Here is a 16315-nt window from a genome sequence, read left to right on the forward strand (position 1 = left end):
CCAGTCCCAGCAGGTGGCCCAGCTCGTGCTGAAAGACCGCGCGCACCACGTCGGCGCCTCCAGGGCGGCTCAGGGCGTCGGCGACCTGGGCGGCGTCGACCTGCACGGCGCCGGAGACGTACACCGAGACGGGCACGCCAGGGCGGCTGTTGACCCGCTCCCACCAGGTGGGCCGGTGCGTGGTGATGGCCACCGGGCCTGCCTGGGCGATGACGGCGGCGGCGATGTCGGGCACCTCGGCGGGGGAGACGTAGGTGATCAGCACCGGCGCCCAGCGGTCCCCGTAGCGGCCGGGCTGGTACGCCTCGCGCTGCTCGGAAGGGCCTTCGGTGCTGGCGCCGTCGTCGACGAAGCGCAGGCCGGTGGCGGCGCTGACGCGGGCGATGGCCTGGGCCATCAGCTCTTGCGCACCGGCGGGGGCACCGTCCAGGCGGGTGACGTAGTGGATGGGCCGGCACGGATCCCACGCCACCGGAGCGCCCTCGGCGTCACCAGCAGCGGCGTCACCAACAGCGGCACCAACGGCAGGAACGTCACTAGTGGCGTGCCCGTCGATGGGCTGGGTGCGTGTTGGGCGCCAGGCGTCGCTGGGCTGCAGCACAGGCGCGGGCCGGCCCAGGGGGGCCTCGGCGGCCTCGTGGCCGGGGGAGGGCGCCAGCCCGGCGCGGGCGGCAGCGCTGGTACCGGCAGTAGATCCGCCGGCCAGGCCGCTGGTGTGCAGCCACACCGTGCCCGCCGCGACGGCCAGCACCACCGCGGCCACACCCACCCGCCCGCTCATCCGACCGCGCATCTGACCGCGCAGCCGGGTGCGCAGGCCTCCACGGCGGCCTCGGCGCCAGGCGGCACCGCCGCTCTTACCTACTGCGCCGGCCCCGCCGGCGGAGGTGTCCACAGCGTCCCCGCGCCAGCTCGGAGGGGCGCTGGGGCGGCCGAGGGCTTCGTCCACGGCCCACTGCGGGATGCGCCCGCTGCTCGAGCGGCGCACTGCCTGGCCGTGCGAGTCCCTCGGGTCATGAGCAGCCTCGGAGCGGCGCCGGCTGGAGGGGCCCTCGTGCACGTCGGCTCACCGCTCCCACTTCGCTGCAGCAGCGTTGGCCCGCATCTGAGCCAGGTGCTCAGGTCGTCAGGACAGCGTTCCCGCGGCGCATCGACCCGGTGGGAGGCGTCCTTGACCACTGCTCACCCGGACGGCGTGCACTTGCGCAGCGAGGGGCCCAGGAATGACAAAACCCCGCGAGCCAGAGGCCATCGCGAGGTTGTGTCGGTGATTATCCCAATCATCGAGCTGGATGTCAAGCAGCGCTTCGAACGGGGCACCTGCGCTCGACGGTGCTCGTGCAGCTGCGCGACGTCGCAGCAGTGCTGCGATCGGGTGGTCGCAGACCTCCCGGCGGGCGTGCTCACTACTGCACGCCAAGATCAGTGGCATGTCCGCGATGTCGACGCGCCGAGCCGGCGTCTCCAAGGACGATCTGGACGTGCGCGCCCCGCGGTGGGCGCGCGTCTACATCTGCTGCTTCGCCGCGCTGTGGCTGGGCCTGCTGGCCTCCTTCGCGGTGCGCGGGTTGCGCGAGGGCGATGCCGGGGCGCTGATCACCGTGCCGATGGCGGCGGTGGGCGTCTTCCTCTTCACCCGCTTCTTCCGGCTGCGCGCCCGCACGCAGGGCGAGGAGCTGTTGGTGCGCAACACGATGCGCACCCGGCGCATCCGCCGTGCGGACGTCGAGGACGTGCGCACCGGCACGCCGCAGGGCGGGCCGTTGAGCATCGGCGAGGCGGTGCTGGTGCTGGTGCGCGACGGCTCCATCGTCAGCGTGGAGGCCACGATGCGCACCGGGTGGACCGCCACCGGGCGCCGACAGCTGGCCGAGAGCCGCGAGCGGCTCCTGGCGTGGGCGCGCACCGATCGCTGACCTGCGTTCCTTGCCCGAGCGTCCTCTGGTGCATCGGCCGCCTCGGGAGCCGGCCGTGGTGTGCACCGTGGTGCCAGGCGCTGTGAGCGTCGTCCCCGTGCGGCAGCATGCTGCTCGTGACGCCGGTGACCTTGAGCGAGATCGAAGCCGCGGTGCGCGCCTCGTGGGGGCCGGAGACCTCCTTCGCCTCGGCCGAGTACATGGCCCGCGGCGGCGGGCACTCCTCGCGGGGGCAGTGCGGGACGACCGCTCTAGTGCTGCAGGGCCTGCTCGGTGGCGACTTGATGGTCGCCGACGTCGAGCACGAGGGCCAGGTAGTGGGCGTGCACTACTGGAACGTCACACCCGGCGGAGTGGAGATGGACTTGACCCGGGATCAGTTCACGGATGCTGAGTCGCTGGTCGACGTCCGCCGCGTCACGGTCGGACGCAACACCTCCACGGCAGGGGAGCGGCCGTTCCAGCTGCTCAAGCAGCGGGTCACCGCCATCCTCGAGACCCGCTCGAGGGATCAGCGGACGACCAGCGAGGCCGCCGATCACTAAGGCGTCACCGCAAAGACGTCGTCCTCACGTCATCTCCGAAGGGGCCGTATGTGAGACGGCGACTGCGCCCGGACGGCAGCGTGTCTGGACGCTCAGGCCCTCACCCGGCGCGGTATAATCTTCCCCGTCGCCTCCGGTGCCGCTCTCGCGGTGCTCGGAGGCTTTTTTCATGCCCTCAACCCCGCCGCGCTCCGGCAGTGACCCGAGCACCGCACCCGCTGCCGACACCGGCGCCGGCCCCGTCACCTACCGGGCCCTGCTGTCCGAGCGCGAGTTCGCCGGCCTGTACGCCGGCTTCACCCTCACCACCGCCGCCAGCACCCTGTCCGGCTACGCCCTGGGCACCTTGGTGCAGACCCGGACCAGCTCTCCGCTGCTGACCGCGCTGAGCATGTACGCCGGCATCTTGGCCACCGTCGTCGGTGCCCTGACGCTGATGTCGATCGCAGATACCGACCGCCCCCGCCGCGTGCTGCTGGCCCTGCAAGGCATTTCCCTGGCCGCCGTCGCCGCCCAAGGCGTCCCCGACCTGCCCCTACCGGCCCGCTTCGCCCTGCTGCTGCTCACCGGCTTCTTCGCCTCCTTGGGCACCGGCGCCCGCCTGGGCCTGCTCAGCGAGGTCGTGCCCGCCCAGCGCTACGCCCTGGCCCGCTCCCTGATGAACATCACCTCCGGGGCGGCGGCGGTCATCGGCTTCACCCTGGCCGCGTTCCTGCTGCGCGTCCTCACCCCCGGTCAGGTCTTCCTGCTCTGCGCGGCCCTGGTGGGGGCCGCGCTGGTGGTGACCGCGCTCTCGGTGCGCGAGCACTCCGTGCGCCTGACCCGCCGCCCGGGCCTGGCCCGCACTTGGGCTACGAACGCTGCCCTGATGCGTCGAGGCGATCAGCGGGTGCTGCTGATCAACCTGTGGGTGCCCAACGGGCTGATCGTGGGGTGCGAGGCGCTGTTCCTCTCCTACGACAGCACCCACGCCGGGCTGCTGCTGGCCGCCGGGGCCGGCGGGATGCTCGCCGGTGACCTGATCGTGGGCCGCTTCCTCACCGCCGGGCAGCGGGCGCGGGCGGCGCTGGGGCTGCGGGTGCTGCTGGCCGCACCCTTCTTGCTGTTCGCGGTGCACCCGCCGCTGGCGGTGAGCCTGGCCGCGGTCTTCTGCGCCAGCGTCGGCTACGCCGCGACCTTGCCCCTGCACGAGAAGCTGCTGGCAGTGACGGCCGAGGAGGTGCGCGGGCAGGTGCAGGGAGTGGAGTCGGCGGGGCGGATGACCTGGCAGGGAGTGGGGGCTGTCATCGCCGGGGTGCTGGCCCAAGGGCTCGGGCCCGCGGCCGCGATCACCGCCGTGGCTGGGCTGTCGCTGTTGATCACCGTGGGTACCGCTGGGCGGGTTCGGCGCCTGGGAAGCGGCAACGTCCAGGCGACCAACTGACCCCTGACGGCCGGACGCGCGACATCCGCATCTCGGCAAGAGCGTGCTGTCGTCGTCGGCCCAGGCCATCTCATAACCCACCGTTTTCGAGACAACCCGGAGCAGGGACGCCAGAGCCGCGACACGCCGTCTCAGAACCCGTGTCCGAAACGTGCGTCTCACCAGCGCCTGGTCGGTGCTTTCTGAGACGGTCCCGTCCGTGTCCACCCGCGCACTCGCCACCGCCCACCGGCCTGCTTCAGCACCTGCCCGCTCGACCGGTTCGCAGACCGGGCAGCGGCCCGGTCACCTGCTCGGCTACGCCCGCGTCTCCACCACCGCCCAAGACCCCGCCTTGCAGCACGATGCCCTGACCGCCGCCGGCTGCTACCGCACCTGGACCGACACCGCCTCCGGCGCCCTGGCCGCCCGCCCCGCCCTGGACGACGTCCTGGCCCGCCTCGGTCCCGGTGACGTCCTCGTCGTCTGGCGCCTGGACCGCCTGGCCCGCTCCCTGCGCCACCTCCTGACCCTCATCGACGACCTCGACGGGCGGGGAGTGGGCTTCAAGTCGCTGACGGAGTCCATCGACACCACCACCGCCACCGGCCGCCTCGTGCTGCACCTCTTCGGCGCCCTGGGCGAGTTCGAGCGCGACCTGCTCAAAGAGCGCACCGCCGCCGGCCTGGAGGCAGCCGTCGCCCGCGGCCGGCGCGGTGGACGCCCGACGCTGATGACCCCGGCGAAGCTGGCCGCCGCTCGCGCCCTGCTGTCCGGTGGACAGCACTCGGTGGCTGGGGCTGCCGCCGCTGTCGGTGTCTCGCGCGCCACGCTGTACCGGGCCCTGACGGCGCAGCAGGCCTGACGACGCTGCAGAGGGCAGGCGCAGCAGGGACAGCGGCGAGCCCGGACGTGACGTCAGGCGCAGCTCGCCACGGCCTGAACCACGCCCCTCACCCGGTGCTCGCCGCGCCCACGGCGTGCGACTGGTCACCTGGGTAGTCGCGCGGGTAGTCGATGGTGAACAGCGTCTCCTCCGGCACGCGGCGCAACCAGTCCTCGTCGACGACGTCGATGCGCACCTCCCGCGCCCGCGCCGGCACCCACGCCGACTCTCCGCCCGCCTGCCAGGAGCGGGCCAGCACCACGCGCCGCACGCCCGCGGCGTGGGCGGGCAGCTGGCGCAGCCAGCCCAACCACGCCGCCGCGGGCACCTCCGCCTCACGCACCGGGCGATCGCCCAGGCCCACCAGGCAGTCGCAGTCGCACACGTTCGCGGTCAGCGTGAACAGCACCGCATCGCGCGGCATGCGAGCGGAGCGGACAGCGCCCGCAAAGCGCTGCGGCGCCACCTGCAGGCACCGGCGGGTGAAGTCTTCGAACGCCGGTGTCCACCCCGTCGAGCTGATCGCCCACAGCACCGTTGCGCACACGCCCACCATCCTGACCGCCGCCGACCGCTAGCCGCGCCAGCTGCACCAAAACGGTCGATTACTGCCGATTCCGGCGGGCGGCCAGGGTCTCGTGCAGGCCGAGAAGGCGTGGTGCACGCTGACCGACCGAGCCGTGGTGGGCGATGACTGCCTGCCGACGGCAACGCCGGCGCCCCTGCTCAAGACGTGTGCTGGGCGGCGGCCTGCTCCAACGGGGCGAAGCGCTGGCGGGCTGCCTGGCGGCTGACGCCCAGGGCCAGGGCCAGCTCGTTCCAGCTGGCACCGGCAGCGCGGGCGCGCAGCACCGCAGCGACGAGCTCGTCCTCGGCGGCGTGCACGCGGTCCACAGCGCCGGCGACGTCGCGGACCTCCTGCGGCACCACGGCGGCCGGCGAGCTCACCGGGTGCAGGGTCTGCAGCCACTGCATGGCCGCGTCGTACTCGACGGCCTCTGCCGTGGGGTCTTCGTGCGGTGTGCTCATCTCGCTCCCCTCCTGGGTCGTGGCCGCCGGCGAGGCGTGACGCTGGCGAAGCATCGGCACCTGCTCGTCGGTCCTGCTCGTCGGTCCTGCTCGTCGGTCCTGCTCGTCGGTCCTGCTCGTCGGTCTTGCTCGCTAGTCCTGGTTCTCGCTGCTAGTCGAGGTAGCGGTAGAAGGACGCCCGCAGCAGCATCGCGTGGATGATGCGCGGAGCCGTCTCCGGTTCGAGGACGACGACCTCCAGGAGCCGGCCGGCACGGTCCACGCCGATCACCAGGACCCGGTAGGGGTCGTGCTCGTCCTGCGGAACGACACGCAGCGCGTGCCGGGCGGCGTGTCGGGCATCGTCCACACCGATGCCGTGCTTGCCGGCGCTGGGCGTGACCTCCACCTCGTGGACAGTACGTCGGATGCCACCAGGTAGACAAGCCATGTTGTCTGAAGTGGTCCGCGCCCTGACCTCGAGGCTTCGTCCCTGAACACCAGAACGGTCCTTACGGTGTCGATCGCTGGGCCGCTCCACAGCCCACAGACCAGCGCCCGTTGCGGGGCTCAAGGCAGCGGCACGACCCGCTCGGCGAGGTCCTCCAGCCCGGCTAGCCGCACGGTGGTGCTCGTGGGCGCCAACCCCGCCTGCGGCCAGGCGAAGCCCAGCTCCAGCACGCCGTCGTGCGGCAGCTCACCGATCCAGTACGAGGCGTCCAGCCCGTGCACGTGCGCCCCGCCGCGCCCGGTGCCCTCACCCTCCTCGTCGCCGGCGTGTAGGGGCCCGGTGGTGGCCAGCAGCCCGCTGCGGCCGTTGACGTGCGCGATCAGCTCGGGCGCGGAGTACGACAGCGCACCGTCCTCCTCGTTCTGCTGGCGTCCAGCGGAGCTGCGGAAGCGGCGCACCGTTCCGTACGACCAGCGCGCCAGGTCCCCGGCCCGTGCGACGTCGGCGCGCAGCACCAGCGGCAGGTGCAGCCCGTCGGGGTGGGCGAAGACGCAGCGCAGCGCGGCCGCGATGCCCTCGGCGCGGGCCAGCACGAGGGGTCCGTGGGCGATGACGCCCAGCTCGTGCGGGGAGCGGCGCGGCGCCCACAGCTGCTCACTCACCCGCGGAGCATGGCAGCCACAGCCCTGGCGACCCGCAGAGAACGTCCTTTATCTGCGGGTCCGGCGGCCGCTTGGACTCCCCGCTCACGTCGAGGAGCGCACAGCTCCTCCGAGCGCTGCTCGGGCGTCGGGCGCACCGGCGCCGTGCAGCACACTCGTCTCATGCCGCAGCGCGAGGAGTCGAGCACCGTGGCCTGGCTGCAGGAGAGCATCGACGCCGTCCTGGTCCCGCGCGGCTTCGCGCCCGGCTCGGCCGGCGCTTCCAATGGGCGGCGCCAGATCATCTGGTGCGCGGCTGCTGACGCCTTCGCGGCTCGCTTTCCCGCGCTGCCGGTCAGCCAGGAGCCGCCGGAGGGATGGGCCGGCATGTGCACCGACGTCGTCATCGACCTCGTCGATGTCGTCGACGAGGCCGCTGACGCCGAGGACGCCAGCGGCGACTGGCGCGTGACCGGCGTGAACGTGGAGGGCTATCCCCTGGACCGGTTGTTCGCCGGCCTCGGTCTGAGCGCCACCGCCGAGCGCGCCGGCGCCCTGATCGGCTCCAGCGCGCACGACAGCCTCGCCTGGCTGCCGCCGCTGTTGCTCGAGCTGCTGGAGGGGTCCACCCCGCAGCGTTGATCGCCCTGATGCCACTGGCGGGCGCACGGTCATCACGCTGAGCTGGACCTCGCGCAGAGCTGTGCGCGTGCGCGGGGCCCTCGCTCAAGCCGCTGGTGCTGCACCTCGCCGGCGCAGCGTGGCCACAGCGACCGCGGCCGCCATCGTCAGCCCCGCCACAGCACCCTGGGCGAACGGTGCGAAGAGCAGAGCGAGCACCGCGGTGGAGGACTGCGAGCTCAGCATGCTCCACAGCCCCCATACGGTCACGGCCACCAGCAGCAGGTCCCCGGCCAGCGCCACGGCCACCGCGCCGGGCCAGAAGCGGTGCACGCACACGCCCACGACCACCGCGGCGGCGAACGGCAGCAGCGCCCACCCGCACCAGACGAGCGTGAACAGCACCACCGCGACGTCCTCGCTCACCAGGTCCCAGCTCGTCAGGGACGCCACCACCACCAGCGTGAGCAGCGCCCCCACCACCGGCAGCCCCACCAGGGCCAGCACCACCGGCTCGCGCAGCGACGAGAGACGGCGAGGCCCGGGACGGCGGGACGAGGGACGGCCGGACGCGGTGCTCACCCGCCCACGCTGGCACCCCGCACCGCGTGCGCGGAACGCCTCGGCCCGCCGTCCGCCGGAAGGCGCATGCTCGTCGCGTTCAGCGACGCACCGATCGCGCACCGACCCGCACTGGCCTTGCAGCGAGCCGAAGCTCAGCGCTCCAGCCCATCCCCGCGCCCGGCACCGCGCGAGGGGTCGCTGACCGTTCGGCTGGTGCGCGCCCGCGCCGCCTTCGCATCCAGCGACGCTTCGACCGCTCGCGCGACGCCGGTCACCGCCCGGATCGCCGCCTCCGCCGTCTTCTCCGCGTTGCTCGGGTTGCCCTGGCGGCGCTGGTGCTCCACCGCTTCACGGTGCAGGTGGCGCATGAAGTCCACCTGCCGCTGCAGCCGGTCCCGCTCCACGATGCCCGCAGCCGTCTGCTGCCCGGCGCGCCGGCGCTGCGCCCACCACGCGTCATCCGCACCCACGCGGGCGGCGACCACCCCCGGCAGCGCCTGCAATCGTGCAGCAGCCTGCTGCACGATCGCCTCCCCCTGCGCCTGCTCGAGGCGCCGCTCGTGCCGCGCCTTCGACTCCAGCGCCCGCTTGGGCACCTGCACTGCCGGCGCCTGCTGCGGTGCCTCGAGCACGGGCGCGACCTTGCTCCACGACAGCGCACGGTCCAGCTGCGAGGCGCGAAACCACACCGCTTCGCCGGCTAGGTCGACGTGCCCGGGAAGCGCGAAGGAGTACCCGCTGATGCGCCCCGTCGCCGCGACGTTCGCGCGGTAACCGACGCCCGCGCGCTGAAGCGCCGCCTCGAAGCCCTCGCGCCCCGCCCCCGCCGCGGCGTCAACAGCTGCGCGCACCCGCTCGGCCAGCTGCACCCGCTCGGGCGCCGCCCCGGTGCGCTGCCCGCGCCGCCACTCCCCCGCGCTCAGCTGGTGATCCGCGGTGCGCTGGCTCTCCGTCGTCGAGGTGCGCGGTGCCACGGTCAGGCCGTACTCGCGCTCCAGCTGCGTGCACGCCGCCTGCGCGGCGCGGTAGTCCTGCCGCGCGTGCCAGATGCGCCCGTCGAAGCCCACCCGCGAGACGGCGAGGTGCACGTGGTCGGCGCCGTGGCGCACCACCACCCACGGCTGCGTGGCGCGCTGCTCCCACGCGATGTCCGCCTCCACCGCGTCGACGAAGCCCATCGCCTCGGCGAACAGCGCCGCCGCCTCCGCCCACTCCTCATCCGACAGGGTCCGGTCGCCCGGGGCGCAGCGCAGCGAGGCGTGCCAGATCGGGCGCGTGATCTCCGGCCTCCTACGGGCTGCGTCGGACAGGATCGACGCCCACGTGGTGCCGTCCCTACTGCCCTCCAGGCACACGTTGCCGCCGATGACCGCACCACCCGAGCGGCCGGCGTACACGTGCTCCTCGGCGTTGCCCGGCCCGTGCAGGTACGCGGCCAGGTCCCCCGCCCGCTCCCCCCGCGTGATCTTCGCGATCACTCCTGACCACCACCGTCGCCACCACGCGCACTGCTCGAGCCACCACGTGCACCGCCACTGGTCCAGCGGTTCACCGGCTGAGCACCCGGCGCATCCCCCGGCTGATGTGCTGACGGACCCGCCGGCGACTGCGGCGGCCGCGACGCCTGACGCGGCGCCTCCTGCAGCTCTTGCTCCCGCGCCGTTCCCGCCGCCGTTTCTGCCGCACGCCGTGGCACTTTTCGCCCCCTGGCCGGCCCCTTCGCCGGCCCATTCAGCCTCACCGGTGCCGCCGCCGCGCCCTTGACCGCACCACCTGCCGCACCACCTGCCGAGCTGCCACTGGTGTGCTCGCGCACCGCGGCCAGCACCGTGCGCACCTGCACCAGCGCCTTCCTCAGCTGCGCCAGCACCTGCTCATCCACCCCGTGCCCGCTCTTGGCGTGCACGTTCACCGCGCGCACCGCCTGGTTCAAGTTGCTGCCCATCCGCGGCAACTCCGAGCTCAGCACCGACGACATCGACAGCACCGCCAGCGCCGCCATGTCCACCTCACCTGCTTGACCTGGCCCACCCAGCTGACCTGACGTCTGCTCTGCACGCCTACGTCGACCAGCCCGCACACCAGGCCCACCGCCACGCCCATCGCTCTCGGCCAGCCGCGCGTTCACCTCATCGCGCACCCACGACCCCAACCGACCCCGACCCGCCGCCCGCGCCGCCGCCTCCCACGCCGCGTGCTCCTCCGGCGTCAGACGCACCGCCACCGTGCGCGTGCGCTCCCCCGCCATCTCGGCCTCCCTCGTGCGTGGTCCACGTGCGGTGCTCGTGCCGCGGTGCGTGCGGTGCGTGCGGTGCGGCCCGCGCTGCCGGTGCGCCGCCTCGAGCGGCACACCGCACAGCGGCTGTTTCCGGCGCGGTGCGCGCCGCTCCTGCCCTTGCTCGGCGCCCTGGCGCCGGGCCGTGCTGCGCGAACGAAGTGAGCCAGCACGTAGCGAGCCCCCAGGGCGAGCCCTGCCCGCGAGCGCAGCGAGCAGGCAGCGAGGGAGACCACCCGTGGAGCGCCAGCGTAACGGTGGTCATACCTCGCATCCCCACCACCTGAGTCTACCGGCGCGGGTCCTTCCCGGCGCGCCCCAGCGCGCCGGGGGCAGCCCGAAGGGCTGCAGCACGTGCGGCGCCCTGGCGCCGCACGCACGCTCCAGGAGGTGTTGGACGCCGCCCGGGAGTGCTCGACGCGCTCAGCGCGGCGGCACCTACGGGCGGCGTCCAACACCGGGCCACGACGCGCCACCCCGCACCACCGACCACCGTGGTGCACCCGGACCAGCGCAAGCCGGCAGCACACCCGCGACACCCTTGGAACTGCAGCAGCACACTGCCCACGTGGCACACCCGCACGATGCGCAGCTACCAGACGCGCAGCTGCGAGCAGCGCTGCAGCACGCCGCAGCCCACACCACCGCCCCCGACGACGACGCCCCGGCGCAGCAGTGGCACACGTGGATGGACCTGCAAGAAGCAGGCAGCACCCTGGCCGGCTGCGCCCACACGGTCCTGGCCGGCGGACAGCTGGACCGCCATGCTCTGGCCCAAGCCAGCCACCTGCTCGACGCTGCCCACGACGCAGACCAGTACCCGCACGAGAGCGCCGCGTGGCGACGGGTGCGCGACCTGCTGCAAGCGCGCTGAGCACCACCAGCCGCACCACCACCCCGATGCGCGGCGGCGCCAGCCGCAGCGACACCCACGGCAACGGAAGCAGGTGCTCCACGCGTGTGGCGCTACGAGCACACCTCCTGGCGCGTGCAGGTGCGCGCCCACCTGAGCACGCCGGGCCCACCGGTCCCGCCGGCCGGCCCCGCAGCAGCGCCACCGTCACCACTGCCGCTGCTGCAGGTGCAAGACATCACCGGAGCGTGGGTGACCGCCGAGCCGGGCGCGCAGCCGCTCGAGGTGCCGCTGCTGCCCGACGGCGTGGCGCTGCTCGCCGTCGAGCTGCTGCGGCCACCCAAGACCAGACCCCACACCGGCACCAGCGCCGGCAACCGCAGCGCATCGGCGCACCAGGCCACAATGCAAGACGCGAAAGAAGACGCCGGGACAGGCACCGGGACGGGTGTGGCGCACCCCTTCGTGCTGCGTCCGGTCCCGCAGCGCATCCAGGCCGGCCAGCTGATCGCCTACGCCCACGACGCCTCCGGCCGGGTCGCCACACGCATCCGCGAAGCCGACGTCGTGCACTTCGACCCCATGGGCGGCTCGCTGCCGCCACCGCGCCCCTTCGAGGGCTGGCGCCTCAGCCTGCTGCGCCCGGACACCGCCTCCTTCTCGCTGAGCGCGCCGGTCTGGTGGCGCACCCCCGGCAGCACCCTCCCCGCCAGCGGCTCGGGCAGCGCACCCCAAAGCAGGGCCGACGGCGCACCCGACGGTCAGCTCAGCATCGACGTGCACGTGCTGCCCCGGCACTCCTAAGAGGGCTCAGCACGCGTACCGCTGCCGATCGCGCGCCGCGGCAGCGGCACGCGTGTGCACGTCAACCGCTCGTGATGTCCTCCAGGTCCAGGCGGTACCAGCAGGCGCCGACGGCCACGTGCAGCTGGGCACCTCGTGCGCTGTAGCGCGCAGCAGGCACCGGTGAGCCGTCGGGCAGCACCAGCCGGCGGGGAGGGCCTGCCAGGCGCAGCCCCTCGGAGCTGAGCTGCAGCGGGGTGATGGCGTGACGCTCACCGTCGTAGCCGCCGACCATCGCGGCACGCGCGCCGTCGATCAGCAGCGCGTGCGCGCCGCTGAAGGGCACCTGGCCGTGATCGCGTGCACGCTGCCCCTCGACGCTGACGAGGTGGAAGCTGGCGTAGGCGCACATCCATGCCCTCTCACCATGGACGTTCAGGGCGGAGCAGTCGTCGACGGCTGGCAGCTCCGGCCCAGCGGGCAGCGGATGCAGCCACTGCGGTGAGAGGTCGGCGCCGAAGCGGACCAGGCCGTGGGTGCTCACGCCGCTCATGGCGAAGACGCCCTCGTCGAAGTACCCCGTCCACACCGCACCGGTGGGCGTGCTCAGCACGTGCTCGATGCCGTCACCGAGGTGGGCGCTACGCACCAGCTGCCCAGCCTCGTCGTAGACGGCGGCGTTGTGCTCACCGCGCCGGCAGCGGGCGCTGACCAGCAGCACCTGCCCGCCGGGTAGCGGCTGCACCGCGTTGCGGCGCGGCTGCGCAGGCAGCGGCGTGCTCTGCCCGGGGCGCCCGTCGGGGCTGTGGTAGCTGACCTCGGTGGCCTGGCCACCCTTGCGCTGCCACACGGCCAGCGCCTGACCGGCCGGGCCGAAGCCGACGCTCACCAGCTCGTGGTGCTCACCGTCGGCAGGAGCGAGGTCGGCGTGGTGGCGCAGTGGCAGCAGCGGGTAGGTCTGCACCCGCTGGGCGCGGACCGCGCGGCGCCGCTGCCACTCCTGCCGAAGCAGGTCCCGCTCCGGGTGCTCCACGCGGTCCGCGCGCCGGAGCTCCGCGAGCCCTTCGTGGTCGTCCTTGGCGATCCCCAGACGCTGGCGCTCCTGCTCCACGCGCCGCCGGCCCTCTGCAGCCGCACGCCGGGATCGCTCCTCCTCAGCAGACCTGCGCTGCGCGTGCTCCTCGAACCACTGCCGCCACCGCACGCCTTCCCACTGGCGCATCTCCTCTCGCCACGTCTCCCACACGACGTCATCGTGGCTGCTCCGCCGGGCGAGGAGGGGAGGCTGGTGGGGGTGAGTAGCCGCATGGTCGGCAGGAGGGCAGGCCAGGGGGCAGGGCAGCTCAGCGCCCGAGGAGCGCGCCTGTCTGTGGCGGGGTGCCGGCGGGGGAGGGATCACGAGCCGAGGACCCGCCAGAGCTGAACTACCTGAGTAGGCTTCCGGGTTCGGCCTACCCCAACATTGCTCGCCGGGCGTCGGCGTGTCCCACCCCAATGAACGTGATCTCGCTGGCACGGTGTGCGCCATGCCAGCAGCCCGCCCGGTGCGCACGGACGCGCAGGTGCCTGCCTGGGCGGACGCGCGGATGGACGCTCAGGCGTGGACCGAGGTGTGGTCCCCGCGCCGGCCGCTGGCCACCGACGACCTCGCCCGCGGCTGCTGGCGCCAGAGCCGGGAGCACGCCCTGGCGCGGCGCTACCTGGAGCACTCCCCCAAGGCGCTGCTGTCGATGCTGGTCATCGACGTCGACCACGACGACACCGTCCTGCGGGCCCTGACCCGTCCGATGACGCACCCGATGCCCTCCTGGATCGCGGAGTCGCCCACCGGGCGGGGTCACGTGGGCTGGGTGCTGAAGACGCCCGTGGTGCGCACGGATGCCGCTCGGATGGAGCCGATGCGCTTCGCGGCCAAGGTCGAGGAGGGTCTTCGCCGCTCCCTGGACGGCGACGTGGGCTACGCCGGGCTGCTGACGAAGAACCCGGTGCACGCGGACTGGGTGACCACCTGGGGCACCGGGCACCCCTACGAGCTGAGTGAGCTGGCCAAGGGCTTGGGTGAGCTGATGCCGCGCACCCTGCCGCGGCGGATGGTCGACGCCTCCGGCTTCAGCCGCAACTGCGCCCTGTTCAACCGGCTGCGCGTGTGGGCCTACCGCGCCCGGCGCCGCTACGAGGACCGCCTGGAGTGGGAGGAGGTCGTCGCCGCCTTCGCGACCAACGTCAACCCCGAGTTCGCCGTGCCGCTTCCGGCCGCGGAGGTGGCCCAGACCGCGCGCTCCGTTGCACGATGGGTCTGGCGCCGCTCCTTCGACGACGCCGGCTTCCGCGCGGTGCAGGCCAAGCGCGGCAGCAACGGCGGCAAGAAGGGCGGACGGGCCAACACGCCGGCGCAGCAAGAGCAGCGTCGGCGCAACGCACCGGCAGCGGGCCTCAAGGGCGCTGCGGCACGACGGAAGGTGACGGCAGCGCAGATGGCGAAGGACCTGCTGTGAGCGCCCAGCAACCGGGGCGCCGGAAGGTGACCGCCCGCGAGGCGGCCGAGAAGTACGGCGTCTCCCCGCGCACCGTGCGCCGCCTGGTGGCCGAGCCGCGCAGCGACTTCCTGAGCCGGGCGGCGGCACGGCGGGCACAGGCAGTGCAGCTGCGCCTGGACGGCGCCTCCTACGCGGAGATCGCCGAGGCGATGGGCTGCTCGACCGGCTCGGTGGGCAGCCTGCTGCACGACGCCCGGCGCCGCGGTGAGATGCCCGATCCCGGAGTGGACGAGGAGCAGCGCCAGGAGCAAGCCGCGTCCTGAGCGGGTGCTAGCGGCGCTTGCGCCCGGTGCTCTGGGAGTCGATCGGGCGGGCTGCGACAGCTGCGACGACCTCCTCGTGGCTCAGCTCGGCCAGCAAGCGCTCCAGCGCCAGGCGGACCACCGCGGACTTGCTCACGTCTAGGCGCGGTCGGCGGGTGGTGCCGGCGTACCGGATGGCTTCCAGGGCTGTGTCCGTGTCCTCGTCTAGGTAGACGGCCACCTTGCGCAGCTCGCCAGCCGTGGCGGGCTTGGCCGGCGGGCTCAACGCGGAGGCAGGCTCTGCCACATGTGCGGTGACAGGTGCAGCCGCAGGAGCAGCAGGCTCAGGCGTGGTCGTAGGCGGCGCGCCGGGCGTGGCGGACTCCTGCGAGAGGCCGGGGAACTGCTGCTGCCCTTCAGGGACCTCCGGGGCTCCCGTGCTCTCTTGTCCCCGTGCAGCGGCCGTGGGAGGCGCCGGAGGCGGCGCCGGGTGCTGCGGGGCCATCGTGCGCCGGCTCCTGAGGGGCGGGGGGCTCTTGCGCTTGGCCCGGCTGGCCAGGGCGTCCAGGCTGTCCAGGCCGTCGGTGGTGCTCACTTGGGGTACCTCTTCACCAGGTCGGCCAGGGAGTGCAGGGCGTCCACGACGGGCTGCAGGGCCTTGGCGGGGCGGTCCTCGGCGGTCATGGCCATGCGCTTGCGGCGCAGGCCCACGGCCGTGACGGCCGGGATGGGCGCGGCCACCCGCACCGGCGTGCCGGTCACCATCTCGCGCAGCTTCTTGCGGCTCTGCGCGTCAGGCACGCGCGGGACCATGTTGGGCAGCAGCACCAGCGGGTAGTCGGCCATCTCGCGGACCATGCCGGCGGTGGCCTCCAGCTCCTTCACGCGCAGCGGGACGGGGGCAACCACGACGTTGGAGACGGCGCAGGCGCCGTCGCTCCAGGCGCTCCAGCCCGGGTGGGTGTCCACCACGACCCACTCGCTGTCCCACTCCCCCGCCCAGCGCGTCAGCGCAGCCGCCACGTCCTCCGAGGACGGCTCCAGGTAAACCAGGTGCGGGTGCCCGGGCACCAGGTCCGGCTTGCCGTGCCCGCGCAGCGGCCTCGGTGTGCGGTCCTTCTCGAAGGCGTCCACCAGCGGGACCGCGGTGCGCTCCTCGTGCCGGTAGCCCCACATGCGAGAGGCGCTGCCCTCGTCCCACTCGAAGTCCACCAGCGGCGCGGCCAGCAGGTTCGCCAGCTCGTAGGCCACCGTCGTCTTGCCCACCCCACCCTTGCGGGAGTGGACCGTCACGATCTTCGCCACAGCGGCACCGTAGACAGGTCGACCTGTCGATGTGGGGATGCGGCGACGGTGTGTCGTACCGACAGAGCGATCTATCGATCCGTCGTTCTGTCGACACATCGACAGGTGGATTAGACCTCCGGTACGCACTGCCCGGCGCCGAGGGCGGCCAGACCGGTCAGGTCGCCGGCGGCGTAGTCGAGCACGGTGGAGGCCTCCGGGTACATCAGTTGGGCGGGGTCCTCGACGTGGGCCAGTCCCAGCAGGTGGCCCAGCTCGTGCTGAAAGACCGCGCGCACCACGTCGG

At 73.4% G+C, this 16315-nt stretch carries 21 protein-coding genes; 9 read left to right on the top strand and 12 right to left on the bottom strand.

Annotated elements, in window-relative coordinates; translation table 11 throughout:
- Positions 1 to 781: hypothetical protein (locus ACRYMN_RS19235; RefSeq protein WP_432498643.1), on the bottom strand; the 781-nt coding region annotated here is incomplete at its 3' end.
- Positions 782 to 1439: 658 nt separating this feature from the next.
- Here ACRYMN_RS19235 and ACRYMN_RS19240 point away from each other — a divergent pair.
- The 4 genes from ACRYMN_RS19240 (at position 1440) to ACRYMN_RS19255 (ending at position 4728) form a co-directional block, all read left to right on the top strand.
- A complete protein-coding gene (locus ACRYMN_RS19240) occupies positions 1440 to 1916 on the top strand; it encodes a hypothetical protein (RefSeq protein WP_432498646.1) in 477 nt (158 codons plus the stop codon).
- Between the two features lie 131 nt (positions 1917 to 2047).
- Positions 2048 to 2461, top strand: coding sequence for a YunG family protein (locus ACRYMN_RS19245; RefSeq protein ID WP_432498648.1), 414 nt, complete (start codon positions 2048 to 2050; stop codon positions 2459 to 2461).
- A gap of 169 nt (positions 2462 to 2630) precedes the next feature.
- Positions 2631 to 3884: an MFS transporter gene (locus ACRYMN_RS19250; protein ID WP_432498650.1), complete on the top strand. Its 1254-nt coding sequence runs from the start codon at positions 2631 to 2633 to the stop codon at positions 3882 to 3884.
- A gap of 289 nt (positions 3885 to 4173) precedes the next feature.
- On the top strand, positions 4174 to 4728 hold the full coding sequence (locus ACRYMN_RS19255; RefSeq protein WP_432498688.1) for a recombinase family protein: 555 nt from the start codon (positions 4174 to 4176) through the stop codon (positions 4726 to 4728).
- Positions 4729 to 4816: 88 nt separating this feature from the next.
- Here the strand turns inward: ACRYMN_RS19255 and ACRYMN_RS19260 are convergent, their stop codons facing one another.
- The 4 genes from ACRYMN_RS19260 to ACRYMN_RS19275 form a co-directional block, all read right to left on the bottom strand.
- The gene (locus ACRYMN_RS19260) at positions 4817 to 5173 is read right to left on the bottom strand and encodes a hypothetical protein (protein ID WP_432498652.1); all 357 of its coding nucleotides are present in this window, start codon (positions 5171 to 5173) and stop codon (positions 4817 to 4819) included.
- A 302-nt stretch (positions 5174 to 5475) separates the two neighbouring features.
- Positions 5476 to 5778, bottom strand: a complete 303-nt coding sequence (locus ACRYMN_RS19265) for a sigma-70 family RNA polymerase sigma factor (protein ID WP_432498655.1) — start codon at positions 5776 to 5778, stop codon at positions 5476 to 5478.
- Positions 5779 to 5929: 151 nt separating this feature from the next.
- Entirely contained in the window at positions 5930 to 6166 is a 237-nt protein-coding gene (locus ACRYMN_RS19270; protein WP_432498657.1) for a BrnT family toxin, read from the bottom strand.
- Positions 6167 to 6327: 161 nt separating this feature from the next.
- A complete protein-coding gene (locus ACRYMN_RS19275) occupies positions 6328 to 6870 on the bottom strand; it encodes a hypothetical protein (RefSeq protein ID WP_432498660.1) in 543 nt (180 codons plus the stop codon).
- Between the two features lie 162 nt (positions 6871 to 7032).
- Here ACRYMN_RS19275 and ACRYMN_RS19280 point away from each other — a divergent pair, with 162 nt between their 5' ends.
- A complete protein-coding gene (locus ACRYMN_RS19280) occupies positions 7033 to 7491 on the top strand; it encodes a hypothetical protein (protein WP_432498663.1) in 459 nt (152 codons plus the stop codon).
- Between the two features lie 84 nt (positions 7492 to 7575).
- Here ACRYMN_RS19280 and ACRYMN_RS19285 read toward each other — a convergent pair whose 3' ends face one another.
- The 3 genes from ACRYMN_RS19285 to mobC form a co-directional block, all read right to left on the bottom strand.
- Positions 7576 to 8052, bottom strand: a complete 477-nt coding sequence (locus ACRYMN_RS19285; RefSeq protein ID WP_432498665.1) for a hypothetical protein — start codon at positions 8050 to 8052, stop codon at positions 7576 to 7578.
- A gap of 134 nt (positions 8053 to 8186) precedes the next feature.
- On the bottom strand, positions 8187 to 9512 hold the full coding sequence (locus ACRYMN_RS19290) for a relaxase/mobilization nuclease domain-containing protein (RefSeq protein WP_432498667.1): 1326 nt from the start codon (positions 9510 to 9512) through the stop codon (positions 8187 to 8189).
- Positions 9509 to 10042 carry a plasmid mobilization relaxosome protein MobC gene (gene mobC / locus ACRYMN_RS19295; protein ID WP_432498669.1) on the bottom strand — a complete coding sequence of 178 codons (534 nt, stop codon included), beginning with the start codon at positions 10040 to 10042 and terminating at the stop codon, positions 9509 to 9511. Before mobC ends, ACRYMN_RS19290 begins: the two co-directional genes overlap by 4 nt.
- Before the next feature lie 835 nt (positions 10043 to 10877).
- On the opposite strand from mobC, the gene ACRYMN_RS19300 reads away from it, so the two are divergent.
- Complete coding sequence (locus ACRYMN_RS19300) at positions 10878 to 11183, top strand: hypothetical protein (protein WP_432498672.1); 306 nt, start codon at positions 10878 to 10880, stop codon at positions 11181 to 11183.
- Between the two features lie 84 nt (positions 11184 to 11267).
- Complete coding sequence (locus ACRYMN_RS19305; RefSeq protein WP_432498674.1) at positions 11268 to 11966, top strand: hypothetical protein; 699 nt, start codon at positions 11268 to 11270, stop codon at positions 11964 to 11966.
- Between the two features lie 61 nt (positions 11967 to 12027).
- Here ACRYMN_RS19305 and ACRYMN_RS19310 read toward each other — a convergent pair whose 3' ends face one another.
- Complete coding sequence (locus ACRYMN_RS19310; protein ID WP_432498676.1) at positions 12028 to 13191, bottom strand: hypothetical protein; 1164 nt, start codon at positions 13189 to 13191, stop codon at positions 12028 to 12030.
- Positions 13192 to 13471: 280 nt separating this feature from the next.
- On the opposite strand from ACRYMN_RS19310, the gene ACRYMN_RS19315 reads away from it, so the two are divergent.
- Both ACRYMN_RS19315 and ACRYMN_RS19320 read left to right on the top strand, forming a co-directional pair.
- Positions 13472 to 14440: a replication initiation protein gene (locus ACRYMN_RS19315; protein WP_432498678.1), complete on the top strand. Its 969-nt coding sequence runs from the start codon at positions 13472 to 13474 to the stop codon at positions 14438 to 14440.
- The gene (locus ACRYMN_RS19320) at positions 14437 to 14745 is read left to right on the top strand and encodes a helix-turn-helix domain-containing protein (protein WP_432498680.1); all 309 of its coding nucleotides are present in this window, start codon (positions 14437 to 14439) and stop codon (positions 14743 to 14745) included. The genes ACRYMN_RS19315 and ACRYMN_RS19320 overlap by 4 nt, the downstream gene beginning before the upstream one ends.
- 7 nt (positions 14746 to 14752) lie before the next feature.
- On the opposite strand, the gene ACRYMN_RS19325 is transcribed toward ACRYMN_RS19320, so the two are convergent.
- The 3 genes from ACRYMN_RS19325 to ACRYMN_RS19335 form a co-directional block, all read right to left on the bottom strand.
- The gene (locus ACRYMN_RS19325) at positions 14753 to 15010 is read right to left on the bottom strand and encodes a hypothetical protein (protein WP_432498683.1); all 258 of its coding nucleotides are present in this window, start codon (positions 15008 to 15010) and stop codon (positions 14753 to 14755) included.
- 305 nt (positions 15011 to 15315) lie between these two features.
- On the bottom strand, positions 15316 to 16029 hold the full coding sequence (locus tag ACRYMN_RS19330; protein WP_432498685.1) for a ParA family protein: 714 nt from the start codon (positions 16027 to 16029) through the stop codon (positions 15316 to 15318).
- A 110-nt stretch (positions 16030 to 16139) separates the two neighbouring features.
- A complete protein-coding gene (locus ACRYMN_RS19335) occupies positions 16140 to 16310 on the bottom strand; it encodes a matrixin family metalloprotease (protein WP_432498691.1) in 171 nt (56 codons plus the stop codon).
- Between the last annotated feature and the right edge of the window lie 5 nt (positions 16311 to 16315).

This window comes from Kineococcus gypseus, from assembly GCF_050871305.1.
GTDB lineage: Bacteria > Actinomycetota > Actinomycetes > Actinomycetales > Kineococcaceae > Kineococcus > Kineococcus gypseus.

Coding starts and splice junctions, on each gene's coding strand:
- ACRYMN_RS19240 (WP_432498646.1), top strand. CDS start 1,440: ATGTCGACGCGCCGAGCCGGCGTCTCCAAGGACGATCTGGACGTGCGC.
- ACRYMN_RS19250 (WP_432498650.1), top strand. CDS start 2,631: ATGCCCTCAACCCCGCCGCGCTCCGGCAGTGACCCGAGCACCGCACCC.
- ACRYMN_RS19260 (WP_432498652.1), bottom strand. CDS start 5,173: ATGCCGCGCGATGCGGTGCTGTTCACGCTGACCGCGAACGTGTGCGAC.
- ACRYMN_RS19265 (WP_432498655.1), bottom strand. CDS start 5,778: ATGAGCACACCGCACGAAGACCCCACGGCAGAGGCCGTCGAGTACGAC.
- ACRYMN_RS19280 (WP_432498663.1), top strand. CDS start 7,033: ATGCCGCAGCGCGAGGAGTCGAGCACCGTGGCCTGGCTGCAGGAGAGC.
- ACRYMN_RS19315 (WP_432498678.1), top strand. CDS start 13,472: ATGCCAGCAGCCCGCCCGGTGCGCACGGACGCGCAGGTGCCTGCCTGG.